This is a genomic window from Parasalinivibrio latis (assembly GCF_036825535.1).
In the GTDB taxonomy this organism is placed as follows: Bacteria; Pseudomonadota; Gammaproteobacteria; order Enterobacterales; family Vibrionaceae; genus Parasalinivibrio; species Parasalinivibrio latis.
This window is the reverse complement of the sequence record NZ_CP098812.1, coordinates 266,363-285,437: the sequence shown is the minus strand read 5'-3', so window position 1 is coordinate 285,437 and position 19,075 is coordinate 266,363. Positions and strand designations below refer to the sequence as shown.

The window sequence follows — 19,075 nt, the reverse complement described above, 5'->3', positions numbered from 1 at the left end:
CATGGACCGAGTATGCAATACGAATGGCTGGCGATTGTCGCCGCCTCCCTCTGGGCACTTTCCAGTATTCTCTCTATCACACCGGCCCGGCATTTGGGCACCTTTGCCTACAGCCGCTGGCGTATGGGATGTGTCACCGTGATCCTCGGATCTGCGGCGCTGGTGACCGGGGGCTGGTCCACATTGGGCAGCCAGGATCTGCTTCCGATGATCCTCTCCGGGTTCATTGGGATTTTTATCGGGGATACCGCATTGTTTTCCTGCCTGAACCGGCTTGGCCCGCGCCGGGCCGGGCTTCTGTTTTCCTGCCATGCAGTTTTTTCAGCCCTGCTGGGTTACTGGCTGTTTGCAGAAACCCTCACCGGCTGGCGGTTTTTAGGGGCTGCGATGGTGTTCAGTGGCGTCATGATTGCCGTTTTTTATGGCTCCCGGAAAGACAGCCACCAGTGGGAAGAAGTTCGGGGAAGTATCTATATTGCCGTAGGGCTCGGCTTATTGGCGGCCTTTTGCCAGGCGGTAGGAGGCGTGCTGGCCAAACCGGTAATGGTCACTGAGGTTGATGCAATTGCTGCGTCGGCAGTCAGGATGGCAACAGCCTTCACCGCCCATTTCCTTTTACTTCTCTCTGGTATCCGGATCGCAAAGGCCTACCGGCCCATCAACCTGCAGGTATTTGGAATGACCGCTATCAATGCCTTTCTTGCCATGGGCATTGGAATGACCCTGATCCTCTATGCCCTGAAATACGGTGATGTCGGCATGGTCGCGATTCTCTCTTCCATGTCCCCGGTATTGGTGCTGCCACTGCTCTGGCTTTTTACCCGACAAAATCCGGCCTGGACGTCCTGGTTGGGAGCATGTATCGCCGCTACAGGGACTGTGTTGATCCTCAGTCAATAAATGCCGGTCAATAAAGATTAAATGAGATTTATTTTCATTTAATCTTTTTGTGTGTATAGTATGCCTGTCTGCACAGCCTTGAAATATCTTTGCAGATAACGGAAAAAGACTGCAAAAGCCCGCAAAGACCGTACCGGAAGGATACTGTCTTCCATGCGGGCTTTTGTTGTTTCTGCGTTACGCCCGGTCTACCGGGAAAGCAATCACGGTATCTATATGGTCCTGGCTCAGTGCCAGCATCACCAGACGATCAATTCCCATTGCCACACCTGCACAATCCGGCAAGCCAGAGCGCAGAGCTTCAATCAGGTTGAAATCGATAGGTTGAGGATCACGCCCCATCGCCTCGCGCTTCTTGTTGTCCTCTTCAAAGCGGGTCAGTTGCTCTTCCGCATCCTGGAGTTCATGGAAACCATTCGCAAGTTCGATGCCCTTGTAATACACCTCAAAACGCTCAGCAACCCTTGGATCATCCGGGTTAATTTTGGCAAGCGCAGCCTGGCTCGCAGGAAAATCATAGACAAATGCCGGCGCTGTTTTGCCAATTTTTGCCTCCACACCGACACTGAACAAAAGCTGCAACAGGGTATCCCTGTCCTCTTCTACTGAAGCAATGTCAGCCAGTCCCAGCTTTTCTGCTGCAATGCGCAGCGCGTCCATATCCGATTCCAGAGGACAAACGTTAAGTGTAGAGAGAAATGCCTGTTGGTAGGTCATACGCTCTGCGTGAGGGCACTTCAGCACCGCCATCAGCAACGCATCCATTTCATCCATCAGTGCATGGTGATCAAAGCCGGGACGGTACCATTCCAGCATGGTGAATTCCGGGTTGTGCCATCGCCCGGCTTCTTCATTGCGGAACGATTTACACAGCTGGAATATCGGCCCACTGCCGGCCGCCAGGAGGCGCTTCATATGGAATTCGGGGCTTGTCATCAGGTGAAGCGGGACACCATTGTTGTAGCCGGGCCCAACAAATTCTGTCTGGAAAGCATGGAGATGGATGTCTGTGACTGCGGCCTGGCTCATAGCCGGTGTGTCCACCTCCCATACCCCCCGGGATGTAAAAAACGCCCGGATATCGGTAATGACCCCGGCACGGGCCCTAAGGTTTTCAATTGACGCTGAAGGTTTCCACTGCGTTGTCATTTTCTGTTTTTCCGGTTATCGCAAATATGGCGGGTATTCTAGCGCTTCTGGCCTGTATCCCTCCAGTTAGCGCTGCTAACCAACCATTTATGAAAAAATATTAATAGGGCAGAAATGATAAATTAAGTGCAAGAAATCAACACCATAAACGTCAGTCACAATCAAATCGGTAAATTCCAAATTTTAACGAATTAATTCACGGGACAAATGGTAATTTACGCTTTAAAAGCAACAGGTTAAAAAAGATAAAAGAAACACGAAAGTTACGTGCGTAAAACATTTTTGAACATTAAATCATCCTCATTAACAATCAAAATCATTAATAAGAGGTGACTAAGATCACATTTATTGTCATATCTTTTATATCTGTCCAGTTTTCCGTAGGAAAAACCCATCAAAATCAAATTTTCCTCCTATTTCCTCCCTTAGAATACGCGCAGATATTTCAAGGTCAGATGTGACCGTTCACATCTTTTCATTTTTCAAAGTTACTCCCCGGAGGATAACTGTGCAGATTATTACCACAGATATCGCTGTTGTAGGCGCCGGTGGTGCGGGCCTGCGTGCCGCCATTGCTGCTGCTGAGGCGAATCCAGAAATGGAAATCTCCCTGATTTCCAAGGTTTACCCAATGCGCTCACACACCGTTGCAGCCGAAGGTGGTTCTGCAGCTGTTATCAAGGACGAGGACAGCCTGGATAACCACTTCAACGATACCGTTGGTGGTGGTGACTGGCTTTGTGAACAGGATGTTGTTGAGTATTTCGTGGAAAACGCAACCCGCGAAATGATCCAGCTGGAACAATGGGGCTGCCCATGGAGCCGTAAGGACAACGGCGAAGTAAACGTACGCCGTTTCGGTGGTATGAAGGTAGAGCGTACCTGGTTTGCCGCAGATAAGACCGGCTTCCACATGCTTCACACCCTGTTTCAGACTTCTATCAAATACGAACAAATCAAGCGTCTTGATGAGTACTTCGTTGTTGACCTGCTGGTTGTAGACGGTGAAGTACAGGGCCTGATCGCTATTCACATGTCTGAAGGCGAACTGGTTTGTATCAAGGCGAAATCTGTGGTTCTGGCCACCGGTGGTGCAGGCCGCGTATACAGCTGCAACACCAACGGCGGTATTGTTACCGGTGACGGTATGGCTATGGCATTCCGCCACGGCATCCCTCTGCGTGACATGGAATTCGTTCAGTACCACCCAACCGGCCTGCCGGGCACCGGTATCCTGATGACTGAAGGCTGCCGCGGTGAAGGCGGTATCATCGTCAACAAACACGGTTACCGTTACCTGCAAGATTACGGCATGGGCCCTGAAACCCCTGTTGGCCAGCCAAAGAACAAGTACATGGAACTGGGTCCTCGTGACAAGGTTTCTCAGGCATTCTGGCACGAGCTGCAAAAAGGCAACACCATCAAGCACCCACTGGGCGATGTTGTTCACCTTGACCTGCGCCACCTGGGCGAAGAATACCTCCACGAGCGCCTGCCGTTCATCTGTGAACTGGCTAAAGCTTACGTGAACGTTGACCCGGCTAAAGAGCCGATTCCAATCCGTCCTACCGTACACTACACCATGGGTGGTATTGAGACAGACAACCACAACGAAACCCGTATCAAGGGTCTGTTCGCTGTGGGTGAATGTTCATCTGTTGGCCTGCACGGTGCAAACCGCCTGGGTTCAAACTCTCTGGCTGAGCTGGTTGTATTTGGCCGCGTTGCCGGTGAAGGTGCAGCCAAACGTGCACAGGAATTCAAAGGCTGGGATGACGCAGCGATTGCAGAGCAGATGAAGGCCGTTGAAGATCGTATCAATGCACTGCTGAGCCAGGAAGGCGACGAAAACTGGGCTGACATCCGTAAGGAAATGGGTGACTCCATGGAAGCCGGTTGTGGTATCTACCGTCGTGAAGACCTGATGCAGGAAACCGTCGACAAGCTGGCTGAGCTGAAAGAGCGTTACAAGCGCATCAGCATCAAAGACAAAGGCAAGGTATTCAACACCGACCTGCTGTACGCGATTGAAGTAGGTTACGGTCTGGAAGTGGCAGAAGCCATGGCGCACTCCGCTATCCTGCGTCGTGAATCACGTGGCGCTCACCAGCGTCTGGACGAAGGCTGCACCGAGCGTGACGACACGAACTTCCTCAAGCACTCTCTGGCGTTCTTCAACCCAGAAGGCGGCGCACCACGTATCGAATACAGCGATGTGACAATCACCAAGTCTCAACCTAAGGCCCGTCTGTACGGCGCTGCTGCAGAAGAAGCAGAAGCGGCGGCGAAGAAGGCAGCAGCAGAGGAGCAAGCGTAATGTCAGCTACCCGCGTACAGAAGATTGATATTCTGCGTTACGACCCAGAGAAGGACGCTGAACCATACTTCCAAACGTTTGAAGTTCCGTTTAACGAAACCCTGTCTGTGCTGGACGCACTGGGTTACGTAAAAGACTACCAGGATAAGGATCTGGCTTACCGCTGGTCCTGCCGTATGGCCATCTGCGGCTCTTGCGGCATCATGGTTAACGGTGTGCCAAAGCTGGCATGTAAGACCTTCCTGCGCGACTACAAGGACGGCCTGAAGATCGAGCCTCTGGCAAACTTTGCTATCGAGAAAGACCTGATTGTAGACATGACGCCATTTATTGAGCGTCTGGAAGCCATCAAGCCTTACATCATCGGTAACAACCGTAAGCCTGAAGACGGTCCAAACAACCAGACCCCAGAGCAGCTTGCCAAATATAAGCAGTTCTCTGGCTGTATCAACTGTGGCCTGTGCTATGCAGCTTGCCCTCAGTTCGGTCTGAACCCTGAATTTATCGGCCCTGCAGCCCTGACGCTGGCTCACCGCTATAACCTCGACAGCCGTGACAACGGCAAAGCAGAGCGTATGGCGCTGATCAACGGCGAAAACGGTGCTTGGGGTTGTACTTTCGTTGGTTACTGTTCTGAAGTGTGTCCAAAGAGTGTTGATCCAGCTTCTGCGGTTAACCAGGGCAAAGTCGTGTCTTCTCAGGACTTTGTTATCGCCATGCTGAAACCTCAGGAGGCCTAAGGATGAGTAACCGTAAACCTTACGTTCGCGAAATGACCCGCACCTGGTGGAAAGACAACCCGTTCTACCGCTTCTACATGGTGCGTGAAGCCACCGTACTGCCGCTGATCTTTTTCACCCTGAGCCTGACCTTTGGTCTGGGTGCCCTGGTGAAAGGACCGGAAGCATGGAACAGCTGGCTGGGCTTTATGTCTAACCCGGTGGTTATCGTTCTGAACATCGTGGCGCTGGCTGCCAGCCTGTTCCACGCTCAGACTTTCTTCAGCATGATGCCTCAGGTAGTGCCAATCCGCCTGAAAGGCAAAAAGCTAGATAAGAAAATTATCGTTCTGGCGCAGTGGGCTGCAGTAGCTGCCATCACTGTTGTGGCTCTGATTCTGGTTTAAGGAGATCTCAAGGTGATTAATACCAATCCAAAACGTTCTGACGAACCAGTATGGTGGGGTCTGTTCGGTGCTGGCGGTACCTGGTTTGCAATGATTACTCCAGTCACCATTCTGGTTCTGGGTATCATGGTACCAATGGGTATGCTGGACACTGAAACCCTGAGCTATGACCGTGTGGTTGGCTTCGTAACCAGCATCATTGGTGCTCTGTTCACCATCGGTACTCTGGCCCTGCCTATGTGGCATGCCATGCACCGTCTGCACCACGGTATGCACGACCTGAAATTCCACACCGGCACTGCTGGCAAGGTAGCATGCTACGCAACAGCATTCCTGGTAAGCGCCCTGGCGGTTGTCTTTATCATCATGCTGTAAACCATGATAAATACGAAAAAAGCACCCTCGGGTGCTTTTTTTATTTCTACATCTTCAATCAATTTGCTTTTGCTGCCAACTCCTTGCTTTTATCCATCATCCCTAACGCCCCTAATCCAGTTATGACGTCCAGGTTGGTCGTCATTTTCCCTGCATCCCCACCGCCAAAGTAATGCTTGGGCAGCTCGATCTTGAAGTCTTTCAGATTACCGTACAAAACGGTCGATACATCTCGGTTCAGCTCAGCAAGGTAAACGTCCCGATGAGCTCCGTAGGCATCGTATTTCGCTTTCAATACCGCCGCTTCAGCTTCTCCTTTCGCAAGAATTGCCTTCGCCTCATACTCGGACGCTTTTGCATTCGCCTGCTGAATACCCAGGTTTGCCTGGGCTTTAGCCAACTCTTTTTCAGCAAACGCCTTCTGGATAGCAAGGTTTGCTTTTTCCATCGCGAGTTCTTTCTCTTTTTCCACTTCAGCCAGACGCTTCTTTTTCTCTACTTCAACGATTTCCCGTTTGGCAATCTGTTCCGCAACCGCAACCTCTTTTTGCTGGGCAATCACAGCCAGTTCCTTGCTTCTTTGGGCGTCTTGAACTTCTCGGGTTCGCTGAATTTCTTTGCGAAGTTGCTCAGTCTCAGCCTGGGCTTTCGATGTTTCCTGCTCTTGGATTGCTCGAATTCTGTCTGCAACAAGCCGTTTCTTATCAGCCAGCAGTTGGTCTAGCTGCTGTTCTGGCTGGGGGTCACCAATTGTCACTTGGGTTACCTGTATGCCGTATTGCTGTAACGGATTGTCCTGCCTGATTGGCTGACCATTAGCGTCCGCAACCGGGACTGTTTTCCATACTAGCTGTTTTGTACGCTGGAGCTTGTTTGGGTTGCTCTGGTCAAGTCCAACAGGAGCGAGATCCAGCTCATCCACTTCAACCTGGCGGCGTTCGGTTAGGTAAATTCCTTCACGGAGTTGATCGCCCAATTTAGATTTAAATTGATTGAGTCCGCCTTGGAAAAACTCTTCACCGGTATATTGAGTTGCAGTAATTACCGTTACATTTCTCGCATTTTTAACCAACAATGCATCGATTAGATTATTGTTGTTCCGAAATTCCCTGTGCATTTTCTTGACTGATTCGGGGTCCTGACTCAGCTTGAATCTAAAGGTTACCGGGATTTTGCCAATATAGGTATCGGCAAACCTAACCTGCACAGGATCAAGTCGCTGGTAAAAGTCCTCGCCCGTGTTGTTCCCAAAAGACACTGTGATCACTTGGTCATACTGAGTGATCTTCGATAGGAATGGCATCCTGAAGTGAATACCGGGTTCGGTGAATACATCCAACTCACCGGTAATGTTATTTTGATGAACATAGCTGTATCCCGCATCAGTCATTAGTACTGAGCTGTTTACAGTGAGAGCCAGTGCCAGGATCGGCAATCCATAGACTGCAGCTTTCAATCCGGTTTTCATCAACTGGCGTTTGTTTTCTATTTCGAGTTGCTTTCCGAGCATACGATTTTCCATAACCGTCTCCATTGTCTTGTTGTCAGCTTGAGTAAATCGGACTGTAAAGGGTTGAATATGTTAGCCAACCGACAACATTGATAAATGTAACAGATTATTTATTTAAGGAATATTCGAAAGGAAATGGATTATTATTCGAAATAACCGAATATAGGTGATGCGGGGAAGGATAAAATAAACAAGGCCGCATTCGCGGCCTTCCGTACTAGCCTTTTTACTTAACGCGGCTAACGTATTCTGCAGAACGGGTGTCTACCTTGATCACTTCACCAATTTGGATGAACAGAGGTACACGAACCACAGCACCGGTGTTCAGGGTAGCAGGCTTGCCGCCGGTACCTTGAGTATCACCTTTCAGGCCTGGGTCAGTTTCAACAACTTCCAGTTCAACGAAATTTGGTGGAGTTACGTTGATTGGGTTGCCATTCCACAGGGTCAGGGTACAAGTGTTGTTCTCTACCAGCCACTTTGCATTATCGCCAACGGCCTTCATGTCAGCAGCGATCTGCTCGAAGGTTTCGTTGTTCATGAAGTGGTAGAATTCACCGTCGTTGTACAGGTAGTCCAGGTCCATATCAACAACGTCTGCAGCTTCTACACTGTCACCAGACTTGAAGGTTTTTTCCAGAACTTTGCCTGAAAGCAGTTTACGAATTTTAACGCGGTTAAAAGCCTGGCCTTTACCTGGCTTAACGAATTCGTTTTCGATAATGACACATGGTTCATTATCGAGCATAATTTTCATCCCGCCACGGAATTCGTTGGTGCTGAAAGACGCCATGTTATTCCTCTTGAATTACTCGAGTTGTCACAAATGCCGCACATAATAACCCGAAATCCCGCATCTGTTGAGCAGAACTGGATCAAAGAACTGGCAAATGCGATCTCTGAACCGGCTAAATTGCTGGATTTACTTGAAATCGATGACGCTGCGCTCTGGAAAGGGATAAATGCGCGCAAGTTGTTTGCCCAAAGGGTACCACTGAGTTTTGTCGAACGGATGGAAAAAGGCAATCCGGATGATCCGCTTTTACGGCAGGTTTTACCTGTTAGTGACGAGTTTTTGGAAGTCCCCGGTTTTACTACTGACCCGCTTGAAGAACAACAAAATTCAGTACCCGGCCTTCTACACAAGTACCGTAACCGGGTATTGATGATCGTTAAAGGCGGCTGTGCGGTTAACTGCCGTTACTGTTTCCGGCGCCATTTCCCTTATCAGGACAATAAAGGCAGCAAAGACAACTGGCAGGCAGCCGTGGACTATATATCCAGCCACCCAGAGCTTAATGAAGTTATCCTCTCTGGCGGTGACCCGTTGATGGCCAAAGACCATGAACTGGAATGGCTTTTTGACGCCATTGCTGACGTCCCCCACATCAAACGTCTGCGCATACATACCCGTTTGCCGGTTGTTATCCCGTCCCGGGTAACGCCAAAGCTTTGTGAGTTGTTTTCATCGACCCGACTGCAAGTAGTCCTTGTGACCCATATCAACCATGCCAATGAAATTGACGGTTCGCTTCGCAAGGCAACCGGACAACTGACAAATGCAGGGGTCACTCTCCTTAATCAGGGCGTACTTTTGAAAGGCGTCAACGATTCTGTACCGGCACTGGTAAACCTGTGTGAGTCCCTTTTTGATGCAGGTATTTTGCCTTACTACCTGCATGTACTCGACAAGGTAAAAGGGGCAGCCCACTTTCTGGTACCCGATGATCAAGCTCGCCATTTGATGGCTGGTGTAACAGAAAGTTTATCGGGCTATCTGGTACCAAAACTGACAAGGGAAATTGGTGGAAGGACAAGCAAAACCCCCTTGGACCTGCACCTCGAATAACTGCAGGTAGAGAAAAGTGGTAGAACAGATCCACTTCTCATCACCATAAAAATTTCTCGTCAATTCTCCCTCGATTTTTCACCGATTCCATCGCATCATGCGCATACCTTTCCGGCCAGGAAAGGTCTGTGCGCATTCAGCGCAAAGCCTTTACCCGTATTAAGAGACATTAATGAAAATAGGCATTCTGTCCCAGGGGCCAGAGCTCTATTCAACACGCCGACTGGTAGAAGCGTGTGAGCAGCGCGGCCATGAAGTGCAGGTTATTAGCACCCTGCATTGCTACATGAACATCAACTCCGTCAAGCCATCGGTTAATTACGAAGGCCGGGATCTGGAGTTTGATGCCATCATTCCGCGCATTGGCGCTGACATCACTTTCTACGGGTGCTCCGTTGTCCGTCAGTTTGAAATGATGAACGTATTCTCAGTGAACAGCTCAATCGCGATTTCCCGCTCCCGCGATAAGCTCCGTGCACTGCAACTTCTTAGCCGTGCTGGAATAGGTATGCCTGTTACCGGTTTCGCCAGCAAGCCAGATGACGTTAAAGACGTGATAAAGATGGTTGGCGGTGCGCCTGTGGTAATTAAACTGCTGGAAGGTACGCAGGGCATCGGGGTAGTCCTGGCTGAGACACAAAAAGCGGCCGAGAGTGTTATTGAAGCCTTTATGGGCCTAAAGGCCAACATCCTGGTGCAGGAGTTCATCGAAGAAGCCGGTGGTGCGGATCTGCGTTGCTTTGTGGTAGGCGATAAAGTCATTGCGGCAATGATGCGTCAGGCTCCTGAAGGTGAGTTTCGCTCCAACCTGCACCGCGGCGGATCAGCGCAGCTGGTGAAAATCACACCGGAAGAGCGCCGTACTGCTGTTGCAGCAGCCAAGGCAATGGGCCTTAGTGTTGCCGGCGTGGATCTCCTGCGCTCTAAACGCGGCCCGCTCATTATGGAAGTAAACTCGTCACCGGGTCTTGAGGGTATTGAGAAATCAACAGGCAAAGATATTGCAGGGCTGATTGTCGAATACATCGAAAAGAATGCAGGCAAGCGCAAAATTGGCACTGCGGCATAACACAGCCAATTGAAATGATACTGAGCAGGGGAAACCCTGCTTTTTTGTACCTGGAGATAATAGGAACGGCATAAGCTTCAACAAGTAGCACCACGCTACTCATACCAATCAGATGAGTTCTTTGATCAGTCAGGAGGACAAATTGTCCCTGCTGGTATAACGGGAACTCACCCAAATTCCAGGCATAAAAAAACCGGGTCAAAGACCCGGTTCTTTTATTCGCTTAAGCGAACAGCTTACTCAGCGGCAGCTTCTTCCTGAACTTCAGGACGATCAACCAGCTCGATATAAGCCATAGGTGCGTTATCACCAGCGCGGAAACCGCACTTCAGGATACGGGTGTAACCGCCCTGACGGTTGGCGAAACGTGGACCCAGTTCGTTAAACAGTTTTGCCACAACTTCGTTATCACGAGTGCGGGCGAATGCCAGACGACGGTTAGCAACGCTGTCTGTCTTGGCAAGTGTAATCAGAGGCTCAATTACACGACGCAGTTCTTTCGCTTTAGGCAGAGTTGTTTTGATAACTTCGTGAGTTACCAGTGAGCTTGCCATGTTGCGGAACATCGCCTGGCGATGGCTGCTGTTGCGATTGAGCTGACGACCACTCTTACGATGGCGCATGACCTAATCCTTCTAACTAAAAATCAGAATCTGATTAATCTTCAGCGATTGATGCTGGCGGCCAGTTTTCCAGGCGCATGCCCAGAGACAGACCACGAGATGCCAGCACGTCTTTAATCTCAGTGAGAGACTTCTTACCCAGGTTAGGCGTCTTAAGAAGCTCAACCTCGGTACGCTGTACCAGATCACCGATGTAGTGGATCGCTTCTGCTTTCAAACAGTTAGCAGAGCGAACAGTTAGTTCGAGATCGTCTACCGGACGCAGCAGGATTGGGTCGAACTCTGGCTTCTCTTCTTTCTCTTCTGGTACACGAACGTCACGCAGGTCAACAAACGCTTCCAGCTGTTCAGCCAGAATAGTTGCTGCACGGCGGATCGCTTCTTCAGGATCCAACGTACCGTTAGTTTCCATATCGATAACCAGCTTGTCGAGGTCAGTACGCTGTTCAACACGCGCTGCTTCTACAGAGTAGGCAATACGGTCTACTGGGCTGAACGTTGCATCAACAAGCAAACGGCCGATTGGACGCTCGTCTTCTTCAGTATGAATGCGAGCAGAAGCTGGCACGTAACCACGACCACGTTCAACTTTGATGCGCATGCTTACAGAAGCATTAGAATCAGTGATGTGGCAAATTACATGCTCAGGGTTCGCAATCTCGACACCACCATCGTGGATGATGTCACCTGCTACAACAGGACCTGCACCAGATTTGTTGAGGGTCAGGATCGCTTCGTCCTTTCCTTCGATCTTAACAGCCAAGCCTTTCAGGTTCAGCAGGATTTCCATAATGTCTTCCTGCACACCCTCTTTGGTGCTGTACTCATGTAACACGCCGTCGATTTCTACTTCTGTTACCGCACAACCCGGCATAGAAGAGAGAAGGATACGACGTAGCGCGTTACCCAGAGTGTGACCAAAACCACGCTCAAGTGGTTCCAGCGTGACTTTTGCATGGGTCGGGTTAACTTGTTCGATGTCAACCAGACGCGGCTTAAGAAATTCTGTTACAGAACCCTGCATTGTGTCCTCTCTTTTGTTTAGCCTTACTTAGAGTAAAGCTCGACGATCAGGTGTTCGTTGATGTCAGCAGACAGATCTGAACGTTCTGGCAGACGCTTGAATACGCCTTCCATCTTGCTGTTGTCTACTTCGATCCAGGTAGCCTGTTCACGCTGTGCAGCAATCTCCAGAGCAGCCTTAACACGTGCTTGGTTCTTAGCTTTTTCGCGAACGCTGATTACGTCGTTAGCTGAAACCTGGAATGAAGGAATGTTTACAACCTTACCATTCACCAGAATCGCTTTGTGGCTTACCAGCTGACGTGCTTCTGCGCGAGTTGCGCCAAAACCGATGCGGTAAACGACGTTGTCCAGACGACCTTCCAGCAGCTGCAGCAGGTTTTCACCAGTGTTGCCTTTCAGGCGAGCAGCTTCTTTGTAGTAGTTACGGAATTGTTTTTCCAGTACGCCATAGATACGACGAACTTTTTGCTTCTCACGAAGCTGTACGCCGTACTCAGACAGACGACCACGGCGAGCACCGTGTACGCCTGGCGCGTTGTCAATCTTACACTTGGTATCGATCGCGCGTACGCCTGATTTCAGAAACAGGTCTGTACCTTCGCGACGGCTAAGCTTCAGCTTAGGACCCAAATATCTTGCCATGTTCTTTCTCCAGTGTTCCCAGAAACTGCGTTAAACGCGACGTTTCTTAGGTGGACGACAACCGTTGTGTGGGATCGGAGTCGCATCAACAATGTTAGTGATACGGAAACCAGCCGCGTTCAGAGCGCGGATAGTAGACTCACGACCTGGACCTGGGCCCTTAACCATCACTTCCAGGTTCTTAACGCCATACTCTTTGGCCATTTCGCCAGCGCGCTCAGCAGCAACCTGTGCAGCGAACGGAGTAGACTTACGAGAACCACGGAAACCTGAACCACCTGCAGTTGCCCAAGACAGAGCATTACCTTGACGGTCAGTAATGGTTACGATTGTGTTGTTGAAAGAAGCATGAATGTGCGCTACGCCATCAGCTACTTGCTTGCGTACGCGCTTACGAGCGCGAGTTGGTTGTTTAGCCATTGTACCCTACCCCGATTATTTCTTGATAGGCTTGCGCGGACCCTTACGGGTGCGAGCGTTAGTCTTAGTACGCTGACCACGCACAGGCAAGCTGCGACGGTGGCGCAAACCACGGTAACAACCAAGGTCCATAAGACGCTTGATGTTCATTGAAACTTCACGGCGTAGATCACCTTCAACGGTGTACTTAGCTACACCTTCGCGCAGTTGATCCAGCTGCTCTTCTGACAGTTCACTGATCTTTGTGCTCTCAGCAATACCTACATCAGCCAGAATGGCTTTAGAAGTAGTTTTGCCGACGCCATAAATCGCAGTCAGTGCGATTACAGCGTGCTTGTGATCAGGAATGTTAATGCCTGCGATACGGGCCACTATTCACTCCTAGTTTACGTTTAATTGCGCCGCTACAAAGCCCGTTCAGGATACGTAGCGACTTTACCACAATTACACACATAAGGTGGGCTGGCTAATGTAGCCAGCCTGCCCTATTTTTGCAAGAAAAATATTCTGCGATTAGCCTTGGCGTTGCTTGTGCTTAGGCTCGCTGCAGATCACACGAACGACACCGTTACGCTTGATCACTTTGCAGTTGCGGCAGATTTTCTTAACGGAAGCACGAACTTTCATTGCTAAACTCCGTAAACGACAATCTGAATTAACGACCGTAGCCTTTCAGATTGGCTTTTTTCAACACGGACTCATACTGATTTGACATCAAATGAGTCTGCACCTGAGCCATAAAGTCCATGATGACCACAACCACGATAAGCAGTGACGTACCACCGAAGTAGAAACGTACATTCATGGTCAGCATCATGAATTCGGGGATCAGACAGATGAAGGTGATATAAAGTGCACCAGCCAATGTCAGGCGGGTCATCACTTTGTCAATGTACTTCGCTGTCTGCTCGCCCGGACGAATACCAGGTACGAACGCGCCGGACTTCTTCAGGTTATCTGCTGTCTCGCGAGGGTTAAACACCAACGCGGTATAGAAGAAGCAGAAGAAGATAATTGCAGTTGCATACAGGATAACATACAGCGGCTGTCCTGGGCTAAGGGCAAGCGAAATATCGCTCAACCAACCCAGACCTTCGCTCTGTCCAAACCACTGAGCCAGTGTGCTTGGGAACAGAATGATGCTGGATGCAAAAATCGCTGGAATAACGCCTGCCATGTTAACTTTCAGTGGCAGGTGAGTGCTCTGGGCAGCGAAAACCTTGCGGCCTTGCTGGCGTTTAGCATAGTTAACGACGATACGACGCTGACCACGCTCCATGAACACAACGAAATAAATCACAGCGAAAGCAATAACTGCAATCAAGAACAGAAGAAGCACGTGCAATTCGCCTTGACGCGCTTGCTCGATGGTCTGTCCAATCGCATTAGGCAAACCCGCAACGATACCGGTGAAAATAATCAGCGATATACCGTTACCAATACCGCGTTCAGTGATTTGTTCGCCCAGCCACATCAGGAACATGGTTCCGGTAACCAGACTCACCACCGCGGTGAAGTAGAAACCAAGGCCCGGTGCTACCACCAGGCCAGGAATCATACTTGGTAACCCCGTTGCAATACCAATTGCTTGGAAGGTTGCCAATACAAGCGTGCCATATCGAGTGTACTGGCTAATCTTACGACGGCCAGACTCCCCTTCTTTCTTAAGCTCAGCCAATGCTGGATGAACTACAGTCAGCAACTGGACGATAATCGATGCCGAAATGTACGGCATGATGCCCAGTGCCAAGATAGATGCACGCTCCAAGGCACCACCAGAGAACATGTTAAACAGTTCAATAATGGTACCTTGTTGCTGTTCGAACAGATCGGCAAGTACAGCAGCGTCAATACCAGGAATTGGCACAAAAGATCCGGCACGGAACACGAGCAGTGCGCCCACTACAAAGAGGAGACGACGTTTGAGCTCCGACAGTCCACCTTTTGCGCTATTAAAGTTAAGTCCTGGTTGTTTAGCCATCTGTACCTCGTCCTCGAGTTAATTATTCCTCGACTTTACCGCCCGCAGCTTCGATTGCAGCTTTCGCGCCTTTAGTCACGCGCAGACCTTTAACAGTCACTGCACGGTCAATTTCGCCAGACAGAACAACTTTAACGAATTCGATGTTCTTAGTCACAACGTTTGCCGCTTTCAGTGAGTTCAGGTCTACGATTTCACCTTCAACTTGCTTCAGTTCGCCAAGACGAACTTCTGCTGTTACCAGGCTCTTGCGAGAAGTGAAACCGAACTTAGGCAGACGCTGTTTCAGAGGCATTTGACCGCCTTCGAAACCTGGACGCACACTGCCGCCAGAACGTGACTTTTGACCTTTGTGACCACGGCCGCCTGTTTTACCCAGGCCAGAACCGATACCACGGCCAACGCGCTTCTTAGAAGGCTTAGAACCTGCAGCAGGAGACAGAGTATTCAAACGCATTCTGATTACTCCTCTACTTTAACCATGTAGTAAACTTGATTGATCATGCCGCGTACGCAAGCAGTATCTTCAAGCTCAACAGTGTGGTTGATACGACGAAGGCCCAGGCCACGCAGAGTAGCTTTATGCTTCGGCAGACGACCGATAGAGCTACGAGTCTGAGTTACTTTGATTTTCTTAGTCATATCTCATTACCCCAGAATTTCGTTTACTGGCAGGCCACGCTTAGCAGCTACCATTTCTGGAGACTTCATACCACCCAGGGCATCGATCGTTGCACGAACGATGTTGATTGGGTTGGTAGAACCGTATGCTTTAGACAGAACGTTGCGAACACCCGCAACTTCCAGAACTGCACGCATAGCACCACCGGCGATGATACCTGTACCCTCAGAAGCAGGCTGCATGTACACCTTAGAACCGGTGTGAACGCCTTTAACTGGGTGGAACAGAGTGCCGTCGTTCAGGGCGATAGTCACCATGTTACGACGAGCTTTTTCCATAGCCTTTTGGATAGCCGCAGGTACTTCACGGGCTTTGCCGTAACCGAAACCTACGCGACCATTACCGTCACCAACTACAGTCAGTGCGGTGAAGCTGAAGATACGACCACCTTTTACGGTTTTCGATACACGATTTACCGCAATCAGCTTCTCGTGCAGATCAGCTTGTTGTTTATCGATTGCCATTATTCCACCTACCTTAGAATTTCAGACCGGCTTCACGGGCAGCATCTGCCAGTGCAGCCACACGGCCGTGGTATTGGAAACCGGAACGATCGAACGCAACAGCAGTTACGCCTTTCTCGATAGCACGTTCTGCAACGAGTTTACCTACAACTGCAGCGGCTTCAGTGTTACCGGTGTACTTAACTTGCTCACGGATCGCTTTTTCTACGGTAGACGCGGCAGCGATAACTTCAGAGCCGTTTGACGCGATTACCTGTGCATACACGTGGCGAGGAGTACGGTGTACCACCAGGCGAGTAGCACCGAGTTCAGCAATCTTGCGACGTGGTTTTGTCGCACGACGGATACGAGCTGCTTTCTTATCCATAGTGTTATACCTTACTTCTTCTTAGCTTCTTTAGTGCGCACAACTTCATCAGCGTAGCGAACACCCTTGCCTTTGTAAGGCTCTGGTGCACGGTATGCGCGGATGTCAGCGGCAACCTGGCCAACCACCTGCTTATCGATACCAGTGATAACGATTTCAGTTTGGCTTGGGCATTCAGCTTTGATACCAGCTGGAAGTTCGTGCTCTACAGGGTGAGAGAAACCAAGAGTCAGGTTTACCTTGTTGCCTGCAACGTTTGCACGATAACCAACGCCTTTCAGAACCAGCTTCTTAGTGAAGCCTTCGGTAACACCGATAACCATGGCATTTACCAGCGCACGTGCAGTACCGGCTTGAGCGTTAGCTTTAACGATACCTTCACGTGGAGCAAACTTAACCTGGTTTTCTTCCTGGCTCATTTCAACAGCGTCATTAACAACACGGGTCAGTTCACCCTTGCTGCCTTTAACTGTGATTTCCTGACCGTTCAGCTTAACCTCTACGCCGGCAGGAATAACTACTGGTGCCTTAGCAACACGAGACATTATATCCTCCTTAAGCTACGTAGCAGATGATCTCGCCGCCCAGACCCGCTTTGCGAGCGGCACGGTCAGTCATCAGGCCTTTTGAGGTTGAAACTACAGCAACACCCAGGCCGCCCATTACGCTTGGCAGTTCATCTTTTTTCTTATAGATGCGCAGACCAGGACGTGATACACGTTGGATTTGCTCGATTACAGGCTTAGCCTGGAAGTACTTCAGAGTTACTTCCAATTCTGGCTTAGCTTCGCCGCTAACGGCGTAATCAGCGATATAACCTTCTTCTTTTAGCAGATTGGCAATTGCCACTTTCAGCTTTGATGAAGGCATAGAAACAGCAACTTTGTGTGCTGCTTGACCATTGCGGATGCGGGTCAGCATATCCGAAATCGGATCTTGCATGCTCATATGTCTTTACTCCCGTAATTCTCTAGTGGCAATTACCAGCTTGCCTTGCGCAGGCCAGGGATCTCGCCTTTCATGCAAGCTTCACGAAGCTTGATGCGGCTCAGACCGAACTTACGCAGGTAGCCGTGTGGACGACCAGTCTGGTTACAGCGGTTACGCTGACGAGACTTGGCAGAATCACGAGGAAGAGACTGAAGCTTCAGGACTGCATCCCAACGCTCTTCGTCTGACGCGTTAACGTTGCTAATGATTGCTTTCAGTTCAGCACGCTTCTCAGCGAACTTAACTACCAGCTTTGCACGCTTAACTTCACGTGCTTTCATTGATTGTTTAGCCATAACAGTAACCCTTCACCTTACTTGCGGAATGGGAAGTTAAAGGCAGCCAGCAGAGCTCGACCTTCCTCATCATTGCGCGCAGTAGTGGTAATGGTGATATCCATACCACGAACGCGATCGACTTTGTCATAGTCGATTTCCGGGAAGATGATTTGCTCGCGAACGCCCATGCTGTAGTTACCACGGCCGTCGAAAGATTTCGCACTTACGCCACGGAAGTCACGCACACGTGGAAGAGCGATTGAAATCAGACGCTCCAGGAATTCCCACATACGTTCGCCACGCAGGGTTACTTTACAACCGATAGGGTAGCCCTCACGGATCTTAAAGCCTGCAACAGACTTACGTGCTTTAGTTACAAGCGGCTTCTGACCAGAGATTGCGGCCATGTCAGCTGCTGCATTTTCAAGCAGTTTTTTGTCGTTCAGTGCTTCGCCCACACCCATGTTGAGTGTGATCTTTTCGATCCTTGGGACTTGCATGATGCTCTTGAAGCCGAACTCTTTCTGAAGTTCTGCTACAACGCTCTCTTTGTAGTAATCATGCAGTTTCGCCATAGTAGTACTACTCCAAAATTACTTGATAGTTTCGCCATTTGACTTGAAGAAACGAACTTTTTTGCCGTCTTCAAATCGGAATCCAACGCGGTCGGCTTTGCCAGTTGCTGCGTTGAAGATAGCTACGTTAGAAACGTCAACTGCTGCTTCTTTTTCTACGATGCCACCCTGGAGACCAAGAGCCGGTACAGGCTTCTGGTGTTTCTTAACCAGGTTAATACCTTCAACGATAACTTTACCGGTTGGAAGAACCTTAGTTACCTTACCTTTCTTACCTTTGTCTTTGCCGGTAAGAACGATAACTTCGTCGTTACGACGGATTTTCGCTGCCATGATTCGCTCCTTACAGTACTTCAGGGGCCAGAGACACGATCTTCATGAATTTATCGCCACGAAGTTCACGAGTTACTGGGCCGAAGATACGAGTACCGATTGGTTGCTCAGTGTTGTTGTTAAGCAACACGCAAGCGTTACGGTCGAAACGAATAACAGAACCGTCTGGACGACGTACGCCTTTTCTGGTGCGCACAACCACCGCTTTCAGCACATCACCCTTTTTTACTTTACCGCGTGGAATTGCTTCCTTAACGGTAACCTTGATGATGTCGCCCACATGAGCGTAGCGACGGTGAGAGCCACCAAGAACCTTAATACACATTACGCTGCGAGCGCCTGAGTTATCAGCTGCGTCCAGCATAGTTTGCGTTTGGATCATGATTGTTGCTCCGCTGT

The 19,075-nt window shown here is 49.8% G+C and carries 27 protein-coding genes; 7 read left to right on the top strand and 20 right to left on the bottom strand.

Going from position 1 to position 19,075, the window contains the following annotated elements; translation table 11 throughout:
* The first annotated feature begins 12 nt into the window (after nucleotides 1-12).
* Nucleotides 13-900 (top strand): DMT family transporter, encoded by an 888-nt coding sequence (locus tag NF212_RS01465; protein ID WP_434358200.1) that lies wholly within the window; start codon nucleotides 13-15, stop codon nucleotides 898-900.
* A gap of 177 nt (nucleotides 901-1,077) precedes the next feature.
* On the opposite strand, the gene epmA is transcribed toward NF212_RS01465, so the two are convergent.
* The gene (epmA, locus tag NF212_RS01460; RefSeq protein WP_434358198.1) at nucleotides 1,078-2,049 is read right to left on the bottom strand and encodes an elongation factor P--(R)-beta-lysine ligase; all 972 of its coding nucleotides are present in this window, start codon (nucleotides 2,047-2,049) and stop codon (nucleotides 1,078-1,080) included.
* Between the two features lie 508 nt (nucleotides 2,050-2,557).
* Between epmA and frdA the strand changes: the two genes are divergently transcribed.
* Genes frdA through frdD form a run of 4 tightly spaced genes read left to right on the top strand, consistent with a single transcriptional unit; the run spans nucleotide 2,558 to nucleotide 5,867 of the window.
* The gene (gene frdA, locus NF212_RS01455) at nucleotides 2,558-4,366 is read left to right on the top strand and encodes a fumarate reductase (quinol) flavoprotein subunit (protein WP_434358196.1); all 1,809 of its coding nucleotides are present in this window, start codon (nucleotides 2,558-2,560) and stop codon (nucleotides 4,364-4,366) included.
* Complete coding sequence (locus NF212_RS01450) at nucleotides 4,366-5,106, top strand: succinate dehydrogenase/fumarate reductase iron-sulfur subunit (RefSeq protein WP_434358194.1); 741 nt, start codon at nucleotides 4,366-4,368, stop codon at nucleotides 5,104-5,106. Before frdA ends, NF212_RS01450 begins: the two co-directional genes overlap by 1 nt.
* Before the next feature lie 2 nt (nucleotides 5,107-5,108).
* A complete protein-coding gene (frdC, locus tag NF212_RS01445) occupies nucleotides 5,109-5,492 on the top strand; it encodes a fumarate reductase subunit FrdC (protein ID WP_434358192.1) in 384 nt (127 codons plus the stop codon).
* A 12-nt stretch (nucleotides 5,493-5,504) separates the two neighbouring features.
* Entirely contained in the window at nucleotides 5,505-5,867 is a 363-nt protein-coding gene (gene frdD / locus NF212_RS01440) for a fumarate reductase subunit FrdD (protein ID WP_434358190.1), read from the top strand.
* Between the two features lie 58 nt (nucleotides 5,868-5,925).
* Here frdD and NF212_RS01435 read toward each other — a convergent pair whose 3' ends face one another.
* Nucleotides 5,926-7,389, bottom strand: coding sequence for an SPFH domain-containing protein (locus tag NF212_RS01435; protein WP_434358188.1), 1,464 nt, complete (start codon nucleotides 7,387-7,389; stop codon nucleotides 5,926-5,928).
* A 214-nt stretch (nucleotides 7,390-7,603) separates the two neighbouring features.
* Nucleotides 7,604-8,170, bottom strand: coding sequence for an elongation factor P (gene efp / locus NF212_RS01430; protein WP_434358186.1), 567 nt, complete (start codon nucleotides 8,168-8,170; stop codon nucleotides 7,604-7,606).
* Nucleotides 8,171-8,203: 33 nt separating this feature from the next.
* Here efp and epmB point away from each other — a divergent pair, with 33 nt between their 5' ends.
* Together epmB and rimK are read left to right on the top strand one after the other, a co-directional pair.
* Nucleotides 8,204-9,226, top strand: a complete 1,023-nt coding sequence (epmB, locus tag NF212_RS01425) for an EF-P beta-lysylation protein EpmB (RefSeq protein WP_434358184.1) — start codon at nucleotides 8,204-8,206, stop codon at nucleotides 9,224-9,226.
* 172 nt (nucleotides 9,227-9,398) lie between these two features.
* Nucleotides 9,399-10,295, top strand: coding sequence for a 30S ribosomal protein S6--L-glutamate ligase (rimK, locus tag NF212_RS01420; protein ID WP_434358182.1), 897 nt, complete (start codon nucleotides 9,399-9,401; stop codon nucleotides 10,293-10,295).
* A gap of 236 nt (nucleotides 10,296-10,531) precedes the next feature.
* Here the strand turns inward: rimK and rplQ are convergent, their stop codons facing one another.
* The 17 genes from rplQ to rplN all read right to left on the bottom strand — a co-directional run bounded on the left by rplQ (nucleotide 10,532) and on the right by rplN (nucleotide 19,058).
* Nucleotides 10,532-10,918 carry a 50S ribosomal protein L17 gene (rplQ, locus tag NF212_RS01415; protein WP_054675949.1) on the bottom strand — a complete coding sequence of 129 codons (387 nt, stop codon included), beginning with the start codon at nucleotides 10,916-10,918 and terminating at the stop codon, nucleotides 10,532-10,534.
* A gap of 34 nt (nucleotides 10,919-10,952) precedes the next feature.
* Nucleotides 10,953-11,942, bottom strand: coding sequence for a DNA-directed RNA polymerase subunit alpha (locus NF212_RS01410; protein WP_434358179.1), 990 nt, complete (start codon nucleotides 11,940-11,942; stop codon nucleotides 10,953-10,955).
* 23 nt (nucleotides 11,943-11,965) lie between these two features.
* On the bottom strand, nucleotides 11,966-12,586 hold the full coding sequence (gene rpsD / locus NF212_RS01405; RefSeq protein WP_054675946.1) for a 30S ribosomal protein S4: 621 nt from the start codon (nucleotides 12,584-12,586) through the stop codon (nucleotides 11,966-11,968).
* Nucleotides 12,587-12,616: 30 nt separating this feature from the next.
* On the bottom strand, nucleotides 12,617-13,006 hold the full coding sequence (gene rpsK / locus NF212_RS01400) for a 30S ribosomal protein S11 (protein ID WP_036817716.1): 390 nt from the start codon (nucleotides 13,004-13,006) through the stop codon (nucleotides 12,617-12,619).
* Nucleotides 13,007-13,021: 15 nt separating this feature from the next.
* On the bottom strand, nucleotides 13,022-13,378 hold the full coding sequence (rpsM, locus tag NF212_RS01395; RefSeq protein ID WP_054675942.1) for a 30S ribosomal protein S13: 357 nt from the start codon (nucleotides 13,376-13,378) through the stop codon (nucleotides 13,022-13,024).
* Nucleotides 13,379-13,519: 141 nt separating this feature from the next.
* On the bottom strand, nucleotides 13,520-13,633 hold the full coding sequence (gene rpmJ, locus NF212_RS01390; RefSeq protein ID WP_000868186.1) for a 50S ribosomal protein L36: 114 nt from the start codon (nucleotides 13,631-13,633) through the stop codon (nucleotides 13,520-13,522).
* A 28-nt stretch (nucleotides 13,634-13,661) separates the two neighbouring features.
* Nucleotides 13,662-14,987, bottom strand: a complete 1,326-nt coding sequence (gene secY / locus NF212_RS01385) for a preprotein translocase subunit SecY (RefSeq protein ID WP_434358173.1) — start codon at nucleotides 14,985-14,987, stop codon at nucleotides 13,662-13,664.
* A 22-nt stretch (nucleotides 14,988-15,009) separates the two neighbouring features.
* The gene (gene rplO / locus NF212_RS01380; protein ID WP_434358171.1) at nucleotides 15,010-15,444 is read right to left on the bottom strand and encodes a 50S ribosomal protein L15; all 435 of its coding nucleotides are present in this window, start codon (nucleotides 15,442-15,444) and stop codon (nucleotides 15,010-15,012) included.
* A gap of 5 nt (nucleotides 15,445-15,449) precedes the next feature.
* A complete protein-coding gene (rpmD, locus tag NF212_RS01375; RefSeq protein ID WP_054675932.1) occupies nucleotides 15,450-15,629 on the bottom strand; it encodes a 50S ribosomal protein L30 in 180 nt (59 codons plus the stop codon).
* 6 nt (nucleotides 15,630-15,635) lie between these two features.
* Complete coding sequence (gene rpsE / locus NF212_RS01370) at nucleotides 15,636-16,133, bottom strand: 30S ribosomal protein S5 (protein ID WP_054675929.1); 498 nt, start codon at nucleotides 16,131-16,133, stop codon at nucleotides 15,636-15,638.
* A 13-nt stretch (nucleotides 16,134-16,146) separates the two neighbouring features.
* The gene (rplR, locus tag NF212_RS01365) at nucleotides 16,147-16,500 is read right to left on the bottom strand and encodes a 50S ribosomal protein L18 (RefSeq protein ID WP_434358168.1); all 354 of its coding nucleotides are present in this window, start codon (nucleotides 16,498-16,500) and stop codon (nucleotides 16,147-16,149) included.
* Between the two features lie 11 nt (nucleotides 16,501-16,511).
* Nucleotides 16,512-17,045 (bottom strand): 50S ribosomal protein L6, encoded by a 534-nt coding sequence (rplF, locus tag NF212_RS01360; protein ID WP_054675922.1) that lies wholly within the window; start codon nucleotides 17,043-17,045, stop codon nucleotides 16,512-16,514.
* A gap of 10 nt (nucleotides 17,046-17,055) precedes the next feature.
* A complete protein-coding gene (gene rpsH, locus NF212_RS01355; protein WP_434358166.1) occupies nucleotides 17,056-17,448 on the bottom strand; it encodes a 30S ribosomal protein S8 in 393 nt (130 codons plus the stop codon).
* A 32-nt stretch (nucleotides 17,449-17,480) separates the two neighbouring features.
* Nucleotides 17,481-17,786, bottom strand: a complete 306-nt coding sequence (gene rpsN, locus NF212_RS01350) for a 30S ribosomal protein S14 (RefSeq protein WP_434358164.1) — start codon at nucleotides 17,784-17,786, stop codon at nucleotides 17,481-17,483.
* Nucleotides 17,787-17,803: 17 nt separating this feature from the next.
* Nucleotides 17,804-18,343, bottom strand: coding sequence for a 50S ribosomal protein L5 (gene rplE, locus NF212_RS01345; protein WP_434358162.1), 540 nt, complete (start codon nucleotides 18,341-18,343; stop codon nucleotides 17,804-17,806).
* Nucleotides 18,344-18,361: 18 nt separating this feature from the next.
* Nucleotides 18,362-18,676, bottom strand: coding sequence for a 50S ribosomal protein L24 (gene rplX, locus NF212_RS01340; protein WP_054675908.1), 315 nt, complete (start codon nucleotides 18,674-18,676; stop codon nucleotides 18,362-18,364).
* 10 nt (nucleotides 18,677-18,686) lie between these two features.
* Nucleotides 18,687-19,058: a 50S ribosomal protein L14 gene (rplN, locus tag NF212_RS01335; protein ID WP_054675905.1), complete on the bottom strand. Its 372-nt coding sequence runs from the start codon at nucleotides 19,056-19,058 to the stop codon at nucleotides 18,687-18,689.
* Nucleotides 19,059-19,075 lie beyond the last annotated feature (17 nt).